Source organism: Bradyrhizobium sp. USDA 4369 (genome assembly GCF_054056435.1).
In genome coordinates, this window is sequence record NZ_JBSRYH010000001.1 from 2984524 (window position 1) to 3003613 (window position 19090).

At 64.0% G+C, this 19090-nt stretch carries 14 protein-coding genes and 2 pseudogenes; 6 read left to right on the forward strand and 10 right to left on the reverse strand.

The genetic code is table 11. From position 1 onward, the window contains the following. Positions 1-64 precede the first annotated feature (64 nt). The 3 genes from ACVIJ6_RS13560 to ACVIJ6_RS13570 form a co-directional block, all read right to left on the reverse strand. Entirely contained in the window at positions 65-1957 is a 1893-nt protein-coding gene (locus ACVIJ6_RS13560; protein ID WP_168073720.1) for a potassium transporter Kup, read from the reverse strand. An 87-nt stretch (positions 1958-2044) separates the two neighbouring features. After that, on the reverse strand, positions 2045-3322 hold the full coding sequence (locus ACVIJ6_RS13565) for a magnesium transporter MgtE N-terminal domain-containing protein (protein ID WP_168073718.1): 1278 nt from the start codon (positions 3320-3322) through the stop codon (positions 2045-2047). 65 nt (positions 3323-3387) lie between these two features. Beyond that, positions 3388-5034 (reverse strand): Nramp family divalent metal transporter, encoded by a 1647-nt coding sequence (locus ACVIJ6_RS13570; RefSeq protein ID WP_004624787.1) that lies wholly within the window; start codon positions 5032-5034, stop codon positions 3388-3390. Positions 5035-5712: 678 nt separating this feature from the next. Between ACVIJ6_RS13570 and ACVIJ6_RS13575 the strand changes: the two genes are divergently transcribed. Beyond that, positions 5713-6432 (forward strand): alpha/beta fold hydrolase, encoded by a 720-nt coding sequence (locus ACVIJ6_RS13575; protein ID WP_456773097.1) that lies wholly within the window; start codon positions 5713-5715, stop codon positions 6430-6432. After that, positions 6432-6857 (forward strand): VOC family protein, encoded by a 426-nt coding sequence (locus tag ACVIJ6_RS13580; RefSeq protein WP_004624779.1) that lies wholly within the window; start codon positions 6432-6434, stop codon positions 6855-6857. The genes ACVIJ6_RS13575 and ACVIJ6_RS13580 overlap by 1 nt, the downstream gene beginning before the upstream one ends. Positions 6858-6980: 123 nt before the next feature. On the opposite strand, the gene ACVIJ6_RS13585 is transcribed toward ACVIJ6_RS13580, so the two are convergent. Then, entirely contained in the window at positions 6981-7352 is a 372-nt protein-coding gene (locus ACVIJ6_RS13585; protein WP_168073714.1) for a DUF2958 domain-containing protein, read from the reverse strand. Further along, positions 7349-7735: pseudogene (locus tag ACVIJ6_RS13590) on the reverse strand (zincin-like metallopeptidase domain-containing protein); the annotation flags it as partial. The gene ACVIJ6_RS13585 and the pseudogene ACVIJ6_RS13590, both read right to left, overlap by 4 nt. A gap of 158 nt (positions 7736-7893) precedes the next feature. Here ACVIJ6_RS13590 and ACVIJ6_RS13595 point away from each other — a divergent pair. From ACVIJ6_RS13595 to ACVIJ6_RS13610, 4 genes are read left to right on the forward strand one after another with little or no spacing between them, the layout of a single operon-like run. Further along, positions 7894-8859: a site-specific integrase gene (locus ACVIJ6_RS13595; RefSeq protein WP_456773098.1), complete on the forward strand. Its 966-nt coding sequence runs from the start codon at positions 7894-7896 to the stop codon at positions 8857-8859. 37 nt (positions 8860-8896) lie between these two features. Beyond that, entirely contained in the window at positions 8897-9361 is a 465-nt protein-coding gene (locus tag ACVIJ6_RS13600; protein WP_456773099.1) for a hypothetical protein, read from the forward strand. Next, positions 9358-11136: a hypothetical protein gene (locus ACVIJ6_RS13605; protein ID WP_456770946.1), complete on the forward strand. Its 1779-nt coding sequence runs from the start codon at positions 9358-9360 to the stop codon at positions 11134-11136. Before ACVIJ6_RS13600 ends, ACVIJ6_RS13605 begins: the two co-directional genes overlap by 4 nt. Beyond that, on the forward strand, positions 11133-13274 hold the full coding sequence (locus tag ACVIJ6_RS13610) for a hypothetical protein (RefSeq protein ID WP_456770947.1): 2142 nt from the start codon (positions 11133-11135) through the stop codon (positions 13272-13274). The genes ACVIJ6_RS13605 and ACVIJ6_RS13610 overlap by 4 nt, the downstream gene beginning before the upstream one ends. Before the next feature lie 293 nt (positions 13275-13567). Here ACVIJ6_RS13610 and ACVIJ6_RS13615 read toward each other — a convergent pair whose 3' ends face one another. The 5 genes and pseudogenes from ACVIJ6_RS13615 to ACVIJ6_RS13635 form a co-directional block, all read right to left on the reverse strand. Next, a complete protein-coding gene (locus ACVIJ6_RS13615; RefSeq protein ID WP_456770948.1) occupies positions 13568-14527 on the reverse strand; it encodes an ArdC family protein in 960 nt (319 codons plus the stop codon). Positions 14528-14657: 130 nt separating this feature from the next. Then, positions 14658-15236 (reverse strand): annotated as a pseudogene (locus ACVIJ6_RS13620) (ArdC family protein); the annotation flags it as partial. Between the two features lie 160 nt (positions 15237-15396). Then, complete coding sequence (locus ACVIJ6_RS13625; protein ID WP_172274881.1) at positions 15397-16818, reverse strand: IS1182 family transposase; 1422 nt, start codon at positions 16816-16818, stop codon at positions 15397-15399. A 143-nt stretch (positions 16819-16961) separates the two neighbouring features. Next, the gene (locus tag ACVIJ6_RS13630; RefSeq protein ID WP_172274878.1) at positions 16962-18305 is read right to left on the reverse strand and encodes a dihydrolipoyl dehydrogenase family protein; all 1344 of its coding nucleotides are present in this window, start codon (positions 18303-18305) and stop codon (positions 16962-16964) included. Then, the gene (locus ACVIJ6_RS13635; RefSeq protein WP_416641757.1) at positions 18290-19069 is read right to left on the reverse strand and encodes an alkylmercury lyase family protein; all 780 of its coding nucleotides are present in this window, start codon (positions 19067-19069) and stop codon (positions 18290-18292) included. Before ACVIJ6_RS13635 ends, ACVIJ6_RS13630 begins: the two co-directional genes overlap by 16 nt. Positions 19070-19090: the final 21 nt, after the last annotated feature.

A 19090-nucleotide genomic window follows, 5' to 3' on the forward strand; every position in this document is an offset into this window, starting at 1 on the left:
TCCACCGCCTTCTTCGCTGCATCCACGGCGGGACTGTCTTGTCTGCGCACTTGACGGAGATGACTTACAACTCGATCTGCCGCGCGATTTCCACGACGCGGTCGGGCGGCAAGCTGAAGCGATCAACCACCTTTACGGCATTGCGATAAAGAAAGGCGAACACTGGAAGACGCCAATGCGCAAACAGCGAGCTTCCGGCCCCTGCAACGATAATATCGCGTGTCGCGAAATAAATGGCGTGATCGAGATCGATCGACGGATCGAGACCCTTAACCCGCTTCAGAGCGGCGGTGAGGTCTGGTATTTCGACGAAGCCAAAGCGCATCGTCACGCGCCAGATCCCGTCGGCAATCTTTTCGACGCCACAGCGCTCCTCATCATCGATGCGCGGCGATTCCTCGAACAGAATCGTCAAGGCGATTACCGACTGATGGAGGGCGCCCATGTGTTTGACGTGGTCGATCAGCAGCGGCGGGATTTTCTGATAGGTCCGGGTCAAGAAGATCGCCGTGCCGGGGACACGGGGCACCTTGCCGGCGGCCAAGTCAGCGACAAATTTCTCGGGTGCTTCCGACGCATGCGCCAGGCTCTCGCGAACCGCATCGATCCCCGACCGCCAGGTCAGCATCAGGAAGAAGACGAGCGCGCCGAAGGTCAGGGGCAGCCAGCCGCCTTCGGCTATCTTCAGCAGATTGGCGCCAAAGAATCCGACATCGACGATCAGGAAGAGTCCGGCGATTAGGATCGAAACCGCGAGCGGCCAACGCCATGTTTTCCGCATAGCCGTGAAGAGCAGGCAGGTGGTCAGCAGCATCGTTGTCGACACCGCCGTGCCGTAGGCGCCGGCAAGCCTGTCGGAACTGCCGAAGGCGATGGTGATTCCGATGGTCGCCACCATCATCATCCAGTTTACGACGGGCACGTAGATCTGGCCGTAAACCTTGTCGGACGTCTGGCGAATATGAAAGCCGGGCAGCCAGCCGAGTTGCATCGCCTGCCGTGTCATCGAGAACGAACCCGTGATGATCGACTGGCTGGCGATGATGGTGGCAATCATCGCCAAGAACACAAGCGGATAGACTCCCCATGTGGGGCAAAGCTGAAAGAACGGATTGCCTTCGATCGTACCCTTCTGGATGAGCAAGGCGGTCTGTCCGGCGTAGCTGAGCAGCAGCGACGGCAGCACGATCGCGTACCAGGACAGGCGTATGGGGCCGGGCCCGAAGTGTCCCATGTCGGCGTAAAGCGCCTCGCCCCCGGTGATGCAGAGGAAGACGCCGCCGAGCACCAGCATCCCGTTTCCTCCGCTATGGGCCAGGAAGCCGATTGCGTGACGCGGATCGAGGGCGGTGAGGACGCTGGGATTGCGAACGATCCCGGTGAGCCCGAGGACCGCGATAACGAGAAACCAGAGCAGCATGATCGGGCCGAAGGCGGCGCCAATTCTAGCCGTGCCGAACCGCTGGGCTGCGAAGAAGACAATCAGGATGGCGACGGCCGCCGGCATGACGAAGGGCTTGAGCGAACTCGTCACGACATTGACGCCTTCGAGCGCGCTGAGCACCGAGATGGCCGGCGTGATGACGCCGTCGCCATAGAGCAAGGCCGCGCCGAGCAGGCCCATGACGGCCAGGATTTTGGCGGTCCCTTTGAATCTGTTGGCGCCGACCAGCGACATCAGGGCAAGGATTCCGCCTTCCCCATGGTTGTCGGCGCGCATGACGAACAGACAATATTTGATCGAAATGGTGATGATCAGGGTCCAGACGAGCAGCGACAGGATGCCTAGCGCGCTGGCGGTCGTGAAATGTCCGCCGGTTGCCTGGACGACGGTCTGGAGAGTGTAGAGCGGGCTGGTGCCGAGATCGCCATAGACGATGCCTAGCGCGCCGAGGGCCGCCCAATGCTGGGGTTCGCGGGTGCGTGTGGATGCGTCCTGGGCGACAGTGGGGGTCATGAGTCATTCATGTAGGGCGGTGGCCCGCAGCATGGAGGAAGACGAGGATGGTCGTCTCGTTGGACTGGAATCCGTGGGTGGCGGACATCATCCCAGTCGACGTTGCGGCGAGCCACTTGCCCCCTCGCGCCGGGCCCAGTCCTGCGGGATGGCGGCTTCCAGCGCGTCGTCTACGGTCACCAACCCCAGCAATTTCCCCTCGGCATCAACAACCGGCAAGCTCAACAAGTTGAAGTCGGCCATCCGCGTGGTCACCGCAATGATGTCGTCATCAGGCGATGCGACGATTGCGCGCGCGTCGACTGCGTCGCGAAGTAATGTCGAGGGACTAAGTTGCAGGGCGCGCACCACGCTTAGCGTTCCGGCCAAGACGCCGTCCGCATTCAGGCTGTGAATCGTCACCAAGGCCTCGGGCTGCACGGTTGTCAGTGTTCGCAGTTGCTCAAGCGCATCGCCGATCGTGCGATCCTCCGGCACGGCGAGGAAATCGGCGCCCATCAGGCCGCCTGCCGTCGCCGAATTAAAGCCGAGCAGCATGCTGACCTTCATCTTCGTCGCCGTCGGGAGACGATCGAGCACGTTCTGCCGGCGTTCCTGCGGCAACTCCATGATCGCGTCGGCCGCATCGTCGGCGCGCATGCGCGACAGTACGTCGGCCACCTCGTCGTCGTTGCGCGATTTCAGCAGTTGTGCCTGCTTGTCATCGTCCAACTCCTCGAAGACATTGGCTTCCAAGCTGGGATCGTTATGCACCAAAGCCAGCAAGACATCCTGCTCTTGGCTCGGAGCGCGTTCAATAATATCGGCGATCTGAGCCGGCTTCAGCGCCTCGATGCGGCCGAGCGATGATGTAGACCTGGCCTGCGCTGCGTCGCGGGTGAGCGGCAGGAAGTCGTGCCAGTCCCGGGCCGGGTGGTGCTCATGCGAGCCGAAGTGCAGCCAGCTATGCTTGTGCACGTCCACGCTGACCACGCGCCAACCCGACGGGGTTGCGTCGAAGCGCACGTCGTGCGCCTTGACCAACACGCCGCGCGGCAGATCGACCAGACGCCGGCCGAGCATCTCGGCCTTCAGCAGCGTTTCCCCAGCCTCTTGTGAGAAGGGGCGTCGTTCTCCCGCCGCGATCCGTACAGCGCCATCGGGCTTGATCTCGATGACGTCCGCCATCGGCACGAAGACCGGGCCGCTGCCGACCAGGAGGCCCTTCAGCAGTGGATAGTCATTGTCCCGCAAGACGGCGACAACGTCTTCCAGGCGGCCGGCCGGGGCGCCGTTGGCGTCCACGACGCCATGCTTGAACATGGAGACCAGGGAGACCGTCTCGTGGACGGGCGCATGAGGGGCATCGGTGGCGTTAGGAGTCATGGCAAACCTCTTCAACAGGATGAGCCTGGTGGAATGCCTTGGCCAGAAGGCTGGTGACGGCAGGGTCAGTGGCCAAGGGCAACCTCCACGACACGAACGATCACCAGGATCATCGCGATCAACAGATAGGTGCGGAGGACAGTCAGACCGATCCGCACCTCGGCGGAGAGCTGCGGCGCCTTAAGGAGCGCCAGCGGGGCCATCCGCCAGGTAGCGCGGAGGCTGGTGTCGACGGCGACCTTGGGCGCCGCGGGATGCAGGCGCCGGTAGGTAAAGAAAGCTGCGGCGCTGACCGCGGAAACCGCTGCGCCGATCTCCAGGATCAGGATGATGGTTTGGGCGCTGATGTCGGGGAACAGCACGCTGGCGGTCAGCACCAGGGACAGCACGACCAAGACGGCGATGACTGCGGATGTGAAGAGGTTGGCGAAGAGTCCATTCACCCACGGACCCACCACCTCGGTGTCGTTGCAGAGGAGCAGCAGGAACACTGTCGCCGAGGGCAACAGAACGCCGGCCAACACTTGCACGCCGACGGTCAGCAGGCCTAGCGGACTACCGGGGACCAGAACGACAATCGCCGATACGAACAGGATACCGGCAAAGACGGCGTAGAAGCCCTTCGCATCGGAGATCTTACGATGCAGTGAGTGCTTCAGCCCCAGCACGTCGCCCAGGGCATAAGAGGTCGCAAGCCCTACAGCCGCGGCGCCGATGATCGAGGCGTCAATCAGGGCCAGTGCGAAGAGCACGCCGGCGACGTGGCCAACATACTTCTGCAGCCCCTGGGCGACCCCTTCGGCGTCGGTGAAATTGCCGAATTCCGGGTGGCCGGCAAAGGTCGCGGCGGTGAAGGCGATGATCGCCGCAGCGCCTATGATCACGATGGCGATGCCGATCCACAGGTCGGTGCGCTCATAGTTCATGAAGCGCGGCGTGATGCGCTTGTCGATCAGGTAGGACTGCTGGAAGAAGAGCTGCCAAGGCGCGATGGTGGTGCCGATGATGGCGATGATCAGCAGCACCACGGCCGACAGGTCCGAGCCCTTCGGCAGGCCGGGAACGACGAAATCGTGCAGCATCTGTCCGCCGCTTGGGTGAGCCATCACAAAGATCGGCACGAGCAGGAGCGATCCCGCCACCAGCGCCATGCAGACTTGCTCAAAACGCTTGAACGACCCTGTGCTGGCTGCGGCGACAATCAGTACCGCGGAGATCGGCACGCCGAACATCTTCGGGATGCCCAGATAATCCATGCCCAGACTGATGCCGATGAACTCGGTGACGATGGTGAGGGCGTTCAGGATGAAGAGGTCGATGACGCTGAAGGCGCCCCAGAACTTGCCGAAGCGTTCGAGAATGAGCCGCGCGTGACCGACGCCGGTCACCACGCCGAGCCGCAGCACCATCTCCTGATTGACGTAGAGCACAGGTACGAGCACCAGCAGTACCCACAACAGGCGCGTGCCATAGACTTGGCCAGCCTGCGTGTAGGTGCCGAAGGCGCCGGCATCGTTGTCGCCGACCATGACGATCAGACCCGGCCCAATGATAGCCAGTAGGGTCGTGAGGCGGGCTTTGAGGCTCGCGCGCGGCAGTTCGTCGCCGCGTTGGATCGAGCCGAATGCGCCCTTGATGTCGCCGATATGCGCTTCATCGAGCACTGCGGCGCGCGCGTGATTGTCGCGTTGATTTTCCGGGTCTGCCAGCACGAGGAGCGCCTTCCCAATGGGCGTTGATGTATGGGGTTAGGTATCGACGGCGAGCGACCGTGGCGCCCGCCGCATGGAGCGCAGCGCTCAGCTTGGTTGTTGGCGCCACCCGCACCCGAGACGCCGGCGCGCCAGTGCGAGACGCGGGCGGATCTCCGATGAGCTGGCGCTGCGCAGGCGTGCGCTGAAAAATTGGTAGGTCATTCCTGCCTCCTGATGCCTGGCTCAGGAGGCGGCACGCATCAAAGCAGCGCGAAGTGGTTCGCGCGGCTCTCGACAATCGTGTCGTCGCCCTGAGCGTGGCCGAGCCGGCGATAGACGAGTGCAGACGTCGAGCGTCTGCTGTCGCAATCGTCGGCCTGACCGCTAGGTCGCGGGTTCATAGCGATCCCTTGCTGTGCCAATGAAAAATCCAGCCCTTGCAGGGCTGGATTCCGGAGCGTGAATTATTGCTGGTCTTCAATGCGCGCCGCGGGTTTCATACATACCCATAGGGGTATATTGCAACTATACCCGGGTATAGAAATGATCGATCGCGGCGCTGCTTGCGAAGGGGGCCGCGCGGCCGGGGATAGGCTCGCGTTCTTGACGGGCGGCAGCCGTGGGCCGCGATGGAGGCGTCGGTGAGACGCGGCAAGCCAATTTGAAGCTGCGTCTTGTCGACCTATTGTGGTGAGGATGTCTCACGCGAGCAGATCTCGGCGGTTTGTGTTTGTCCACGGTGCTTGGCACGGCGGTTGGTGTTGGGCGACGGTTCGACAACTTGCTGACGATCGAGGTCACAGAACTTGGGCGCCGACACTATCCGGCATGGCAATCGACGAGCCTTGCGCTCACGTCGATCTCGATGCCCATATCGAGGATGTGCACAATCTCATAATTCGAGAGGACATTCGCGATGTAACGCTGGTGGGCCACAGCTATGGAGGGCTTGTGATTACAGGGGTGGCAGACCGTATGCCGGATAGGATAGAGCGGATCGTGTATCTCGACGCCTTTGTGGGCGCGAATGGGCGATCCTTCGCCGATCTCGCGCCGATACATGATATCGAAGCGCTGGTCGTCGAGGACCGCATCGCTCCGATGATCCCTATCGAGAAACTTGGATCGTTCGATAGCGAGATGGCAGTGATCTTGGCCACTCGTTTGGTGGGGCAACCGTGGCGCACGTTTGCGCAATCCCTCCACTTCTCTGCGAGGGCTCTCAACCGTTTGCCAAGGGCGTACATTCGGACTTCAGATCTCATTCCCGAACAGGCGGAGCACGCCATGGCTCTTGGGATTGAGATGATTGACGCACGGCCGGCGGGACATGACGCGATGCTCACGGAGCCCGCCAAGATTGCGATGCTGCTGGAGCAAATCGAGGGGCTTCCTGTACATCGGGCGGAGGAATGATGTTGGCCGTGGAAGAGAAATACCTCAGCGCAGCAACGCGCCTCCCGGCACAGGATCTCGACCGCGCGCGACGATGGTATCTGGAAAAGCTCGGCGTGAGGCCAACGGAGGAACGCCCCGGTGGCCTGCGCTATTGTATCGGTGCGAGTGAGTTTTCGATATTCCTCTCAAGCGGCCGATCGGCCGGAGACTTTACACAGCTCGCGATCACCGTTGATGACGTCCGCTCCGTCGTCGATGAGCTCAAGCGTCGCGGCGTCAACTTTCTCGAGTATGAAAGCGGCCGGCTAAAGACCATCGATGGCATAGCGCACGTCGCCGGCAACTATCCCAGCAAGGGATCAGCGGAACTTGGCTGCTGGTTTCACGACAGCGAGGGGAATTTGATAAGTCTTGGGCAGTCCTTGAAAGAGGCTATGACGTAGGATGGCATTTCGCCATCGAAAGCGCTTCAAGGGTCCCAGAGCATTCGCGCTCGAGTCGCTTTTTGCGAGGCGGGCCGCGCGCGTGCTCGTACAGCGTTAGCCGTTGCCCGTGACGGACGAGCATCAGCCGTCCTCTTGCTTGGACCGATGGACGGCGTGAAGTACGCGCTCGGCTTCCCGGATGCTGCCGGTTCGCCGCGCCGTTTCGGCCCAGACCGTGATCGGAAACAGTCCCTCGAAGAGAATGTCGCGTTCGATGCCGAGACCGAGCGGAAGCCTGACGGCGATCATTTCGGCGAGGCTGAATGAGCCCAGCTCGGGCTCACCGAGATCGGCGAGGCCGAACAGGGTGTCGCCGTCCGCGTCAAGCTCGGTCGCGAGCCAGACGCCTTCGCCGAGCGGGTTGAAAAACTTGACGACAGGAACGTGATCGACGTCGCGATCACGGCCGTTGGCGAGGAGTTGCTCGCGCAGCTCGGGCGTGAGGAGGATCATGTCGCCCTCCTGTTAGTCGAAGGCTCCGCCTGTAGTTCGGTGCTGTCGGCCGGCACCAGACCGAGCAGCCAATCCGCCGCCTTGCTTGCCTGGGACGCGGCACGGACAATGGCGCGATTGTCTTCGCGCAGCACTTCGAGCCACGAACCGATGTAATCGGCGTGCCGCACGGTCGGTACGATGCCGAGCGATGCGCAACAGAAGGCAGCGTTCATCTCGGCGACCAGTTCTTCGAACGCGTATTTCTTCGTGCCATACGAGCCGGACAGGTCGCGGCCGACTCGCGAGGCGTGACCTGTGGCATGCCCCAGTTCGTGCAGGGCCGTGCGATGCCAGTTGATGGGTTCGAAATAGGCCTGCGGCGGCGGGACCATGACGTTATCCAGACTCTGTGTACCTGTCTCACAGACGTCAGGGTTGGCGATTAGTATCGCCGATGGTCAGACACACAGAATCGTCGAGTGATGCCGGTGCGAAGTTTTTGCCGGGGGCGGGCTCGAGCCCGTCCCCGGCAAAAACTTCGGCGCCGTTGGGAGGTCCTTTGCCGCAGTTATTCTTCACCGATCTTTCCGCCATGCACCGCTCCGTGACGGTCCACGGCACGACATACGAGTTGTCCTCAGACGAGATAGCGGCCGCGGACAACGTTGGCCTCATCGAGGGCATGCCGTTCATTCTGGGAAGCGACGGTGGCTACGATCACAACCTCAACCGTTTCCTCCGATCCTGCCCGACCATGGGCGTGCGCTCGATGAACAGCCTTCGCGCCTATGCGCGGGACATCGTCGTCTGGATGCGCTTCCTCGAAGAGCGGCGGAACGGCAAGTCTCTCTGGTCAGCCGATCGCGATGACATCGCCGCATTCCACGAAGCCCGGCGCATGTCTGAACCGCCGTTCCGGATATCGGCCTCATCCTGGAACCGGATGATCGCGGCGCTCGACAAGCTTTATCGCTGGGCAGTCGACGAGAAGATCATTGCCGCCGCTCCGTTCACCTATCGGCAGCTCTGGTCACGCGCGGCGGCGGCGTCAGGTGCGGTCGTCGCCATGGCGGTAAACTGCGCCAAGGAAAGCGGTGCCCGCAAGGGCGACATGCGCTTCCTCGACATGCCGAGCTATCTGGTGTTCCGCGAGGGTCGGGCTGCGCGGCAGGCTTCCAGACGGCCGGGAAGACCCGACATGGCGAGGCCGCAACGGAGAGCGCAATGCGCTGTTTGCGGAACTGCTGATCACGACCGGCCTGCGGCTGCAGGAAGCGTCGAGCCTATTGCTGAGCGAACTACCGGAACTGGACACCCACCCTGTTTCCACTTCCCGATCTCTGTCCTTCCGACTGGCTGCTGCTACTGCGAAGGGTTCCCGCGGCCGGGATATCCGCATGCCGATCCGCCTGATCGGGCGATTGCAGGATTACGCCCGCATCGAACGGGAGAACGCCTTTGCGCGTGCGCGGCGAAGAGGTCGCATCTGCTGGATCGATCGCGCTATTCCGGTGGCCGGATATGAGCACCGTGCTCTTCGGCTGGCCGCCGGCGATCGCACGGTGAGGGTAAGCGTCGATCAGGTGACGCCTTTGGAGCGGACGCGCCTTGTCGACGCGGGGACGGGCGTGCCGCTGGCGCTCTGGCTGACGGAAGACGGCGAGCCGATGCCGATGGCATCATGGGAAGCCGTGTTCGGGCGTGCCAGCGAGAGATGCCGTCGCTTCGGCTTCGCGGACATGCACGTCACCCCTCACATGCTGCGCCACAGCTTTGCCGTCCACATGCTGACGCTGCTTCTGCGCGAGCAGGTCTCCTGGGTGGTCAGCGAGCGATCGCGGCATCTTGGTTCCGCCTATCGCCGGATGATCGGCGATCCTCTGCTGAAGCTGCAAAGATTGATGGGGCATAGCAGGATCGAGAGCACCTACATCTATCTCGATCACCTCGCGGACAGCCAGGAGATCGTTGATGCGGCGGCGGGCAATCTCGGCCTCGACGCAACCTCCGGGGAACTGGCGCCATGAGCCGGGGGCGATGGGCGACATTCCCGCCCCGGCCCGACGCGCCGGACGAGAGCACCGTTACCGGCGTGATCGTTGCCGATCCACGCCGCTTCGCAGTGCGCATCGACACGGGCGATAAGCAGGTCGTGGATCTCAGTTCCTGGTCGAACCCGTCCTTCGTTGCCGAGATCGCCCCGCTGGTGCGGGAACGCATCCGTCAGATGGGGCCGACGCCGATCGGGCGCTCGGTGCAGCGCAAGGTGCTCAATCTCCGCCGGTTCTGGTCGTTCCTGGATGATCGGAAGATCTTCCTGCGCGGACTGGGCGACATCACCGTCGAGTTGATCAACGATTATGAGTCATGGCTCGACCAGAATGCCGGAAGCCGACTTTTCCAGCGGCATCTTCTCGCGGCGCTGATCAGCGTGCTCCGCATCGCGGCCGAGGATCGTGCCGACACGCTGACGCCCGAAGTGATATCCCGCCTGCGCTATCTCGGTCATGGCGACAGCGGCGGCAGCCGGCCCCGCGACGCCTATAGCGGCGGCATCGCCGATGCACTGCGAGCCGCGGCACGGGCTCAAATCGCTGAAGCTCGCCAGCGCATTGCGCTCGGTGACGATGTTCCGCCGCCTCCGCCGGGAGTGGATTCATGCGCGCGGCTGCGCGTTCATCATGACGCCGTCATCGCCGAGATCGTGCGATCCGGGCAGATCGAGACGCGGCACCCTGCCTTCAAGCGCTTCGTCAATCTCGCTGCCTATCGCAAGGTCGATCGCAGAATCGAAGTGCCGCATCGCGGGTTCCACCTCACGCCGATCGACCTTGCGGCGTTCATGACCCTGCTATCGCTGGAGACAGGCATGGAGATGGAATGCCTGATCCGCCTGAAGGCCGACTGCCTGCGCAATCCCACCAGGGGCTATGTCGAGATCGAGTATTACAAGCGCCGGGCACGGGGCTCGGAATGGAAGCGTCTGCGAGTTCGGGACGGGTCGAGCGCCACGCCCGGCGGGCTGGTCAGAATGGCGATCGCGCTCACCGAACGTGCTCGGCGTCACACCGGGTCGGATCGTCTGTGGGTACTCTGGACTATCGACGGCCTGCGCCCGGCCAACGAAGAAGGCGGCCAGGGCATCGCCACCTTCGTCGATCGCTACCACCTCGTTGATGACGACGGCGCGCCGCTGCGGCTGCGACTGTCGCGGTTGCGCAAGACCCACAAGGCCGAATGGTATCGACGCACGAACGGCCAACTCGAGCAGTTCGCCGTCGGTCACTCGATTGGCGTCGCGGCCCGTCACTACGCGGACATTCCAGCTCTGCGTCATGTTCACGAGCAGACCCTTGCTGATGCGTTCCACGATGCCCTCGACGCTGCGCTGAAGCCGACGATTGCCACGAGCGAGCGGGACGACCTTGTCGTGGAGCGGCAAGAACCGCCTCCGTCGACGGAGGAACAGGATGTCTGGCTCGCGCGATGCGGCGGCTTTTACGAGAGCCCGTTCACGGAAGCCGGCAAACCCTGCCCGACCCCGTTCTGGGGCTGCCTCGAATGCGAGAATGCCGTGATCACAGAACGCAAGCTTCCGGCCCTCATTGCATTCCAGTCCTTCATGACCGATCAGCGCGCCGTCCTCGACGCCGCCGAGTGGTCGATCAAGTTCGGCCGCCCCTGGCATCGCATCACGAAGCAGATCCTGCCCGCCTTTACGCCGCAGGCCGTTGAAGCGGCACGGATCGCGGAGCAAGAGCCGACGGTCCTCTATCTACCGGTGGAGGCGACGGCACGATGACGGCGATCAACAGCGCGCAGGCTACAGGCTCGTCGGCGATACGCAGCCCCAGCGACATCGTGCTCTGCTCGATGAAGCTCAAGGACGGGACCGATCGGAAGACGCTCTCGCGCTTCGGCGACGACGTGTGGGATCTCGATCCGGTAATCTTCCATGTCACGGCGCGCAATGCATTCCGCACGATCGACTTCACCGACATCGCCTGTCCGGTGGAGAGATTGACGGCCAAGGAATACATCTTCGCCTGGCTCAACGAACGCCTTCCGGATCGCACGGGACGGCTGCGGCCGTTGAGCGCGCGGGCAGCGCTTGCCACCCTGCGCCAGTTCATGGCGTTCGTGCGGGAACGAGAGGGCCGGTTCGACGCCACGCTCATCGATCAGGATCTGCTCGACGCCTACCTCGCTCTCCAGAAGAACCGTTCCGTGTTGCCGACACGTGTCGGCGCCTGCCTCAGACCGGCCGCCCAGCTTCACCGGCTCGCGCGCTTCCTGACCCATGGTGGTCTCGACTTCGTGCCTTGGAACGGAACGCCGATCTTCAAGGTAGCCGGCTGCGGCGGCCGGCCATATGAGAACATGACACCCCGCATTCCCGAGCCGGTGATCGGCGGATTGCTGCGCTGGTCGCTGCGCTATGTCGAGCTGTTCTCGACCGATATCCTCGCTGCTCGCGACGAGCTCGATTCCCTTGAGGCCGCCTATGCAGCGCGCCCACGCTATGCCCGCCGCGGCAGCGTTGAAGGCCGGCTCGCCAACTGGATCGAGCGGCGACGGCAAGCGGGGCGAGGCATTCCTGTCTGGAACGAGCCCGAGCGCATGGGCGGTATCTGTGGTGCGATCGCGCTCGACCAGCGGCTCGACGGCCATGTCTTGAACATCCGATTGATCTCGTTGCAGAGCGGCGTGCATCCCACCAACCTCATCCAGAACAAGACGGCCTATGGCCTGCTTCTCGACGCTGTGAACGAACTCGGTGTCGAGCAAGGCGGCATGGACACGCCGACCTCCAACGATCCTGACAGCGGCCAACCATGGCGGTCGCGCTTCGATGCTTTTGTGCTGGCGCACGAGGAACGCCAGCTTCAGACCGCCGCCTACATCCTGTGCGCCTATCTGACCGGCATGCGCGACAGTGAAGTTCAGGCCATGCAGCCCGGTTGCCTTCAGCGCAAGCGTAGCGCCGACGGCATGATCGAACGGCTGACAATACGCAGCGTCGTCTACAAGGGTCGGCAGGAGCGCGGGGACCCGGAGGAATGGGTGACGATCGAGCCGGTCGGCCGCGCCGTGGAGATCGCCGAACGGCTGGCGGCAAGGCACAGGCCGCGGCGCAAGGACGACGGCATCTGGATCGTTTTGCATCGCGCCGTTGCGCTCGATCGTGGCGTGCCCCATGTGGTGCGGCAGATCAATCGGTATCGAGAGCATCTGGACGAGCGCTTCGGCGCCCCAGACGAGCCGACAATCCCGCTTGCCGAAGGACGGCACTGGGTCTTCAACACACGGCAGTTCCGGCGAACCGTGGCCTGGTACATCGCCAATCGGCCGTTCGGCGTGGTCGCCGGCAAGATCCAGTACAAGCATGCCTCTGTCGCAATGTTCGACGGCTATGCCGGATCGTCCGCTTCCGGCTTCCGTCAAGAGGTGGAGCAGGAACATCATCTGGGACAGCTCGACGACATCGTTGCGCATTACGAGGCGGCGCATCGCGGCGAGCGACTGGCCGGCCCCGGCGCTTCCCGCGTCAAGCACGAGATCGACCGTGTCCCGCAGGAGATCAGCTCCCTGCCGGGCGTGATCGCCGACGGCAAGCGCGTGAAGGCGATGCTCGCCCACCTCGCGCGGACGCTGCACGTCGGCTATCTGAACGACTGCTTCTTCGAGCCAGCGACCGCACTTTGCCTTGGCCCGTCGACAGGTTCGGAAAGCCAGCCCATCCTGTCGAACTGCGCCCCTGACCGCTGTCCGAACTCCTGCATTGCCCGTCGTCATCTGCCGCCATGGCAGGCCGCGATCGCACATGCCGAGGCGATGCTGGAAGAGAAGCGATTGTCGAGCGTGCAGCGGACCGCGATCCGACAGGATCGGGATCGAATGCGCAAACTGATAGCGCCGCTCTTGGAGGAACGCTCGTGAAGCCTGTCAGCACCTCGACCAAGGGAGCGCTTCGCGAAGCGCTCACCCGTCTTGTCTCAGGGAATGCGTTCAGGTCAGAGGGCCGCCTGACGGTTGCCGATCTGGCACGGGAAGCCGGTGTCAGCCGCGCAACCGCGAACCGTACTCCGGCCATACTCGCGGAACTGCGGGAGGCGGCCGAGACGGCAAAGCTATCTCGGCGTGATGAGCCCCGTCCCCCGCAAGTTGACGTGGAGCGGCAGCGGCGTGATCGGGAGAACGTGATCGCTCAGCACGCCCAGGTTCGCGCTTTGCTACAACGCGCCGACGAGAACAGGAGAAGCAAGGTTGTCCGCCTCCGTCTCATCGGTGACGCTGGATGACGCGGGCGCAGGTTGCTGTTCGTGCATCCAATCGGCTGCCTGCTGTGCCTTGCCGGCAGCCGTGAAGATGGCGCGGGGGTCGTCCTTCAATACCTTGATCCACGAGGCAATGTACGCGGCATGATCAGGGCGCGGATGGTGGGCGATGCCGAGATCGGCCAGCACAAGCCCGCTGAGAATCTCCACACAGCACTCCTCGGCCGCGTAGGCAGCCGAGCCGAACCGGCCCGAGAGATCGCGGTCAAGCCTGTGCTTTGCCCCGCAGGCGTGGCCGTTCTCATGCAGCCAGACCCCATAAAACGACGCGGCATCCCGGAAAGAAGCGAAGTCCGGCATGAACACCGTGTCCGACGAAGGAACGTAGCAGGCTTCCGAACCACCGAACACGGTCTTGATCCCGAGGTTGGCGATGAAGGCCTCGGCGTGGGCCAGACGCTCTTCCTCTGGCAGGATGCTCGTCGGCTGACGTTCGTATCCATCCACCTGCACGATGTTAAACACCGAGAAGGCCCGGGCGAACATCCGAACGCGGCCGCTGTCGTCGCCATCAGCGTCATCCGCCGAGTCGGACGAAGCAATCTGCTTCCACAACACGACGGTGGTCGAGCGTTCGCCCTTGCGCACCTGCGCTCCGGCGTCCTGCCATTGCCGATAGGTGCCCCACAGGCCATCGCTGTAACCGTTGGCCATGGCTGCGACCCAAAGCGCCAGCGTGTTGATGCCGCGATAGCGCTTGTTCGATGCGACGTTGGTTGGACGGGCGGCGCTGGTTCCGTTGTGGAACCACGGCGCACGCCAATCACCTGCACCTTCTTCGATTGCTGCAATGATCTCGGCGGTGATGCGCGTGTAAACGTCGGCACGCGCTCCGGACTGTATCCTGGACGACATCGTGAAAGCTCCTTGGGAGCGACGCAAGCACACGGGATCGCCGCCACTTGCGGACGGCGTCGGGCTCAACGTCGGTGGAATGGGATCAGTGAAAAGCCGGTGAGACAGCTTGACTGTTTAGATAACTGCCGAAATCGGGCCCCGGCGCGTAGAAGGCGCGGTTGCCGCCGATACGGAAGTCGATGCCGGTTGCGCGGATGAGCGCCTCGACTCTGGGCTCGATCAATCCGGGCGGCGGAGGCGGCGCAGCAACGGCAACGTCATCGGCGAGGTTCTCGCACTGGGCGGCGTTGAACACCGTGAACCGCTTCAGGAACGGGATCGCCTGGGCTTCCTCGCCGGTTTCACGTACGCGGCGTTTTTCATCGTCGGGCACGAAGCGGTCAGCGTAGACGACGGTCGTGCCGTGCTCGCCCTTGCGGACATTGCCGCCTAGTGCGAGCGCCTGGCGGAAGGTGAGCCAGGTCTGTGCGGCATAACCGTGTTCGATCACGGCACCCCAAAGGATCAGCACATTGATGCCTGAGTATTGCCGGCCGGTGGCGGCGTTCCTCGGCATGGCGAGCGGCGCCTTCACCGCCGCCGTCCCCCAAGGCTGCACCCATGGGACGCGGCCGGCTTCTAGCTCGGCGACGATTTTGTCGGTGATCTCGTCATAGAGGTTCGCCCGGTCTGAGCCGGCGCGAGCGCTTGCGGTCTTTCTGGACATCGCGGGTCTCCGCGACGGGCGCCGGAGGCCTCTCCTCCAGCCCTCAACCCGTCACGGCAAACCTGTCCGCACTCTTACTCTAAAGGGGGCGTTGCGGGGCAGGCTGTGCCAAAACTCGGCGGCACAGAGCACCGGCGACTGCAGCGATGCGCCGTGCGGCTCAGGCCGCTGGCGTTAGACGCTCCGCACCGAAGGCGTTCACCGCGTGGAGGATGTTGAAAGCCAAGATCGAGAGCGCGGCCTCCGCTTTCACCGCTCTGAGCCCTCGTGTGAGGAATCTGCCGCCGCCCGACATTCGCTTAATCGTGCCGAACGGGTGCTCAACAGTACATCGGCGCGTCACCATCAAGCTCGGATCGGCGTAGATCCTAGCCTCCATCCGATCGAGGGCCGCCTGATCGAAAAGTCGATGGATCGTCCTCTGGGCGCCGGGCGTGCATCGGGATTTCAGTCGACAGTCCTTGCACGTGGACGTTCGGTATCGGATGGCGCGGTTGCGCGTGTGCTTGCCCGACGGCCTCAGGGTCTCGCCGGCCGGACATCGGATGGTGTCGGACACTTCATCGTAGGTAAACTGGATCGGCCGGAAGAAGTCGGAGCTCATCGCGCCACGCTTGATCGGCGCAGCCACCTCGATGTTGTCACGCTCACATTCGGCGACAGCCTGGGCGTTCGAGTAGCCGCCATCGGCCAGGATTTTGAGCCGGTCGATCTCCAACACCTCCATCGCCGCCAGCGACATGGGGTGAAGGAGTTGGCTGTCGTTCGCCTCGTTGGCGACGTCGTGATGAATGATCAGTCCGCTGTCGACATCGACGACGCTTTGCATGTTGTACGCAGGGAACTTGGGCGCGCGGCCGTAGCCCATAGGCTTGGCGTCAGGCTCGCCGAAAACGAGCACCTTCTCATCGCGATCCGCCAAAACCTGCTGGCGGCGCACAAGACGATCCTTTCGGCGGCGCAGAGCGGCGATTGCATCCGTAAACGCCTGGCGGTGCTTCGGCTGATCGTCGAAGCCCTTGGCCGACGCCTCGTCCATGATGTCGAGCCGGTCCAGGTAGTAGCCGATCTCCTTTTCCGTGTGCGCCAGGTCGCGCGCAAGCCGATCTGCGCCGGCGATATTCTTGGAGCTGGCGACCGCGCGCATCTTGGTCCCATCCAGTGCGACGAGACGGCCGCTGATCAGGCCGGCTTCCCTGCAGAACTGAATAAAGGCGGCGCTCGAAGCGATGATGGCTTCCGGGTTGTCGTGCCGGAAGGCGGCGATCGTGCGGTAGTCTGGGGCCAATCGGCGGAGCAACCAGAGCGCTTCAAGGTCGCGAGTGCATGCGCGTTCCAGATGGCGCGAGGATCGGAGCTGGTTGAGATAGCCCCAGATATAGAGCCTGAGCATGTCGCCCGGGCGGTAACCAGGACGGCCGGTGGACGCGGCGACGGTGCGGCCAAAACCCAGTTCAGTCAGGTCGAGACTAGCGACGAACGCATCGACGATGCGCACGAGCGCGTCCGGGGCGACATAATCGTCGAGGCAAGGCGGAAGCAGGCTGGCCTGACCGCGTTCTGTTCCTTCGATAAAGCTCACGAACACCTCAGGGCAGGCCTGAATCAGGTGTAGATTCTAGTAGTGTTCGCGCCTCTCGGACAGACGTAGTCACAGTCTTGCGTTCGTACACTGAGATTTTCCTACATCGGCCGAGGGCCTTCAGTCTAAGGCATTGGCGAGCGCTACAGCATGTAACCCAGGTCCGATGCGCCGGTCGGATAGGCGAACATGGTGGAGCGAAGGTCGGCGGCGGTCAGGCCGTGGCGGATCGCCAGGCCGAAGAGGTTGATCACCTCGTCGGCGCCCGGCCCCACAAGATGCGCGCCGAGGACCAGGTCACTGTGCTCCTCGATCAGCACCTTGTGGCCGTAGACCCGCTCGGCCAAGCGGCGGGCGGTGAACCAGTCCGGCGTCGAGGCGGCGTTGATGCGGAACACCAGCCCGCGGCGACGGGCCTCCGCCTCCGAGAGTCCGACTGCGGCGATCGGCGGCACGGTGAAGGCAACGCTCGGGACCCCGCGATAGTCCGGCTTGCGCGACGTGCCGTCCAACAGGTTGGCGGCCACCACCCTGGCGTCGTGGCTGGAGACCGGCGTCAGGGGCGGCCCGACGCCGGCCGCGTCGCCAGCGGCATAGACCCGCGGGTTGGAGACGCTTTGCAGATGGTCGTTTAGCTGCATGCGGCCGTCGCGCACGGTGACCTGGCCCGCCGCGAGGTCCAATGCGTCGAGGTCGGGCCCGCGGCCTGCGGCGTGCACCACCAGTTCGGCCGGGACAGCGAGGTCCGGCGCGCCCGGACGGCTGGCATGGACTAGCAGGCCGCCCTGGACCGGCTCGACACGGGTGACCGTAGCGCCGGTCTCGACGGCGATGCGGAGTTCATGGAAGCGCGGCATGAGCCAGCCGACCAGGTCGGGATCGAAATTCGGCAGCAGCCGCGCAGGCCGTTGCAGGATGGTGACCTCGGCCCCGGCGCGCGCCGCCAGGTGCGAGAATTCGGCGGCGACGTAGCCGCCGCCGATCAGCACGATCCGGCGCGGGAGGCGTTCAAGCTCCATGAAGGTGTCGCTCGTGACGACCAGTCCCTCGCCCGGGATGCCAAGCGGGATCGGCCGCGCCCCGGTAGCGATCAGCACGTGGCGGGCCTGCAAGGTCCGGCCGTCCACCTCGATCGTGTCTGGGGCGGCGAAGCGGGCGAGCCCGTGGACGGCGTCGACGCCCAACTCGGCGTAGCGATGTTCTTGTTTGGCGGGGATGGGATCGGTGAAGGTCCGCTTGAACCCCATCAGGCCGGGCCAGTCGATCGCTAGGGCGCCTTCGACGCCATGCCCGGCCATGCGCCTGGCCGCGTCGATCGCTTCCTCGCCGCTTACCAGCATCTTCTTGGGATCGCAGCCGCGGAGCGCGCACGTGCCGCCGAACGGCCGGTGATCGATCACGGCGACGGACCAGCCGGCGGCGCGGACCTTCGCAACGGCAACCTGGGCCGCCGTGCCGCTGCCGATGACGATCAGGTCGTAGGCCATGGCCGCAACTCCATCCGCATCGGCGCGAAGATCGCGCGGCCGACCTCCAGCGCTTCGGACAGGCTCAGGCGCACCCCGTCCTGATCGGCGGCCAGGCTGTTCGTGCGCCAGGTCTCCAGGTGAGCGTCATCGCAGAAGAAGGCCTGCAGGGTGCAGAGCGAAGACGCCGCGCAACCGGCGGCGTAGCGATGGCCGGACCAGACGACGATCCCCGAAGGCTCGACCTGATCCAGTTGGCGGCCGTGGCTCCGTGTGTGGATGGCGAGCGCACGGGCGCACTGACGGCACGCCGAGCGGACGGTGATGTCGCGCTCCAGCATCGCCCCGACGCCGAGCGCGTCGATGGCGCACATGGCGCCCACGGAGAGCCCGCCGGTCTCGACGTGATGCTCAGTCGGACCATCGGTGAACGGATAGGCGCCGCCTATCCGGCCGGCAACGTTGAGAATGAGGAGGTCGCGCCCGGCCAGACGCCGCAGCACGCTGTCGGTCTCAGCGATGGCGAGTCCGGCCCCGGCGGCGACGTCCGCGGCCTCCGGAGCGTGCCCGCTCATGGCGTAGGCGCTCAGGACGATGCCGTGGATTCGGCTCTCGGTCTCATCCAGCCCATCCCACTTGGGGCCGATGAAGGCCTCGACGACGGCCCTCAGGGCGTTTTGGGCCTGTGGTGTCGTGACCGCTCCCCAGTCTGGGATGATCACGCCGCCTCGAAACTCGACGGCGGGCCATCCGGTGGCTTCAGCGTGTGAGGTGGGCGTCGTCATCACGCGCGCTCCGCTCGCCAC

What these genes read in the sequence shown, in the direction of transcription:
- ACVIJ6_RS13575 (WP_456773097.1), top strand. Translation starts at nt 5,713, where the DNA reads ATGTCTCACGCGAGCAGATCTCGGCGGTTTGTGTTTGTCCACGGTGCT.
- ACVIJ6_RS13630 (WP_172274878.1), bottom strand. Translation starts at nt 18,305, where the DNA reads ATGGCCTACGACCTGATCGTCATCGGCAGCGGCACGGCGGCCCAGGTT.
- ACVIJ6_RS13565 (WP_168073718.1), bottom strand. Translation starts at nt 3,322, where the DNA reads ATGACTCCTAACGCCACCGATGCCCCTCATGCGCCCGTCCACGAGACG.
- ACVIJ6_RS13605 (WP_456770946.1), top strand. Translation starts at nt 9,358, where the DNA reads ATGAGCCGGGGGCGATGGGCGACATTCCCGCCCCGGCCCGACGCGCCG.
- ACVIJ6_RS13635 (WP_416641757.1), bottom strand. Translation starts at nt 19,069, where the DNA reads ATGACGACGCCCACCTCACACGCTGAAGCCACCGGATGGCCCGCCGTC.
- ACVIJ6_RS13560 (WP_168073720.1), bottom strand. Translation starts at nt 1,957, where the DNA reads ATGACCCCCACTGTCGCCCAGGACGCATCCACACGCACCCGCGAACCC.
- ACVIJ6_RS13610 (WP_456770947.1), top strand. Translation starts at nt 11,133, where the DNA reads ATGACGGCGATCAACAGCGCGCAGGCTACAGGCTCGTCGGCGATACGC.
- ACVIJ6_RS13580 (WP_004624779.1), top strand. Translation starts at nt 6,432, where the DNA reads ATGTTGGCCGTGGAAGAGAAATACCTCAGCGCAGCAACGCGCCTCCCG.
- ACVIJ6_RS13615 (WP_456770948.1), bottom strand. Translation starts at nt 14,527, where the DNA reads ATGTCGTCCAGGATACAGTCCGGAGCGCGTGCCGACGTTTACACGCGC.
- ACVIJ6_RS13585 (WP_168073714.1), bottom strand. Translation starts at nt 7,352, where the DNA reads ATGATCCTCCTCACGCCCGAGCTGCGCGAGCAACTCCTCGCCAACGGC.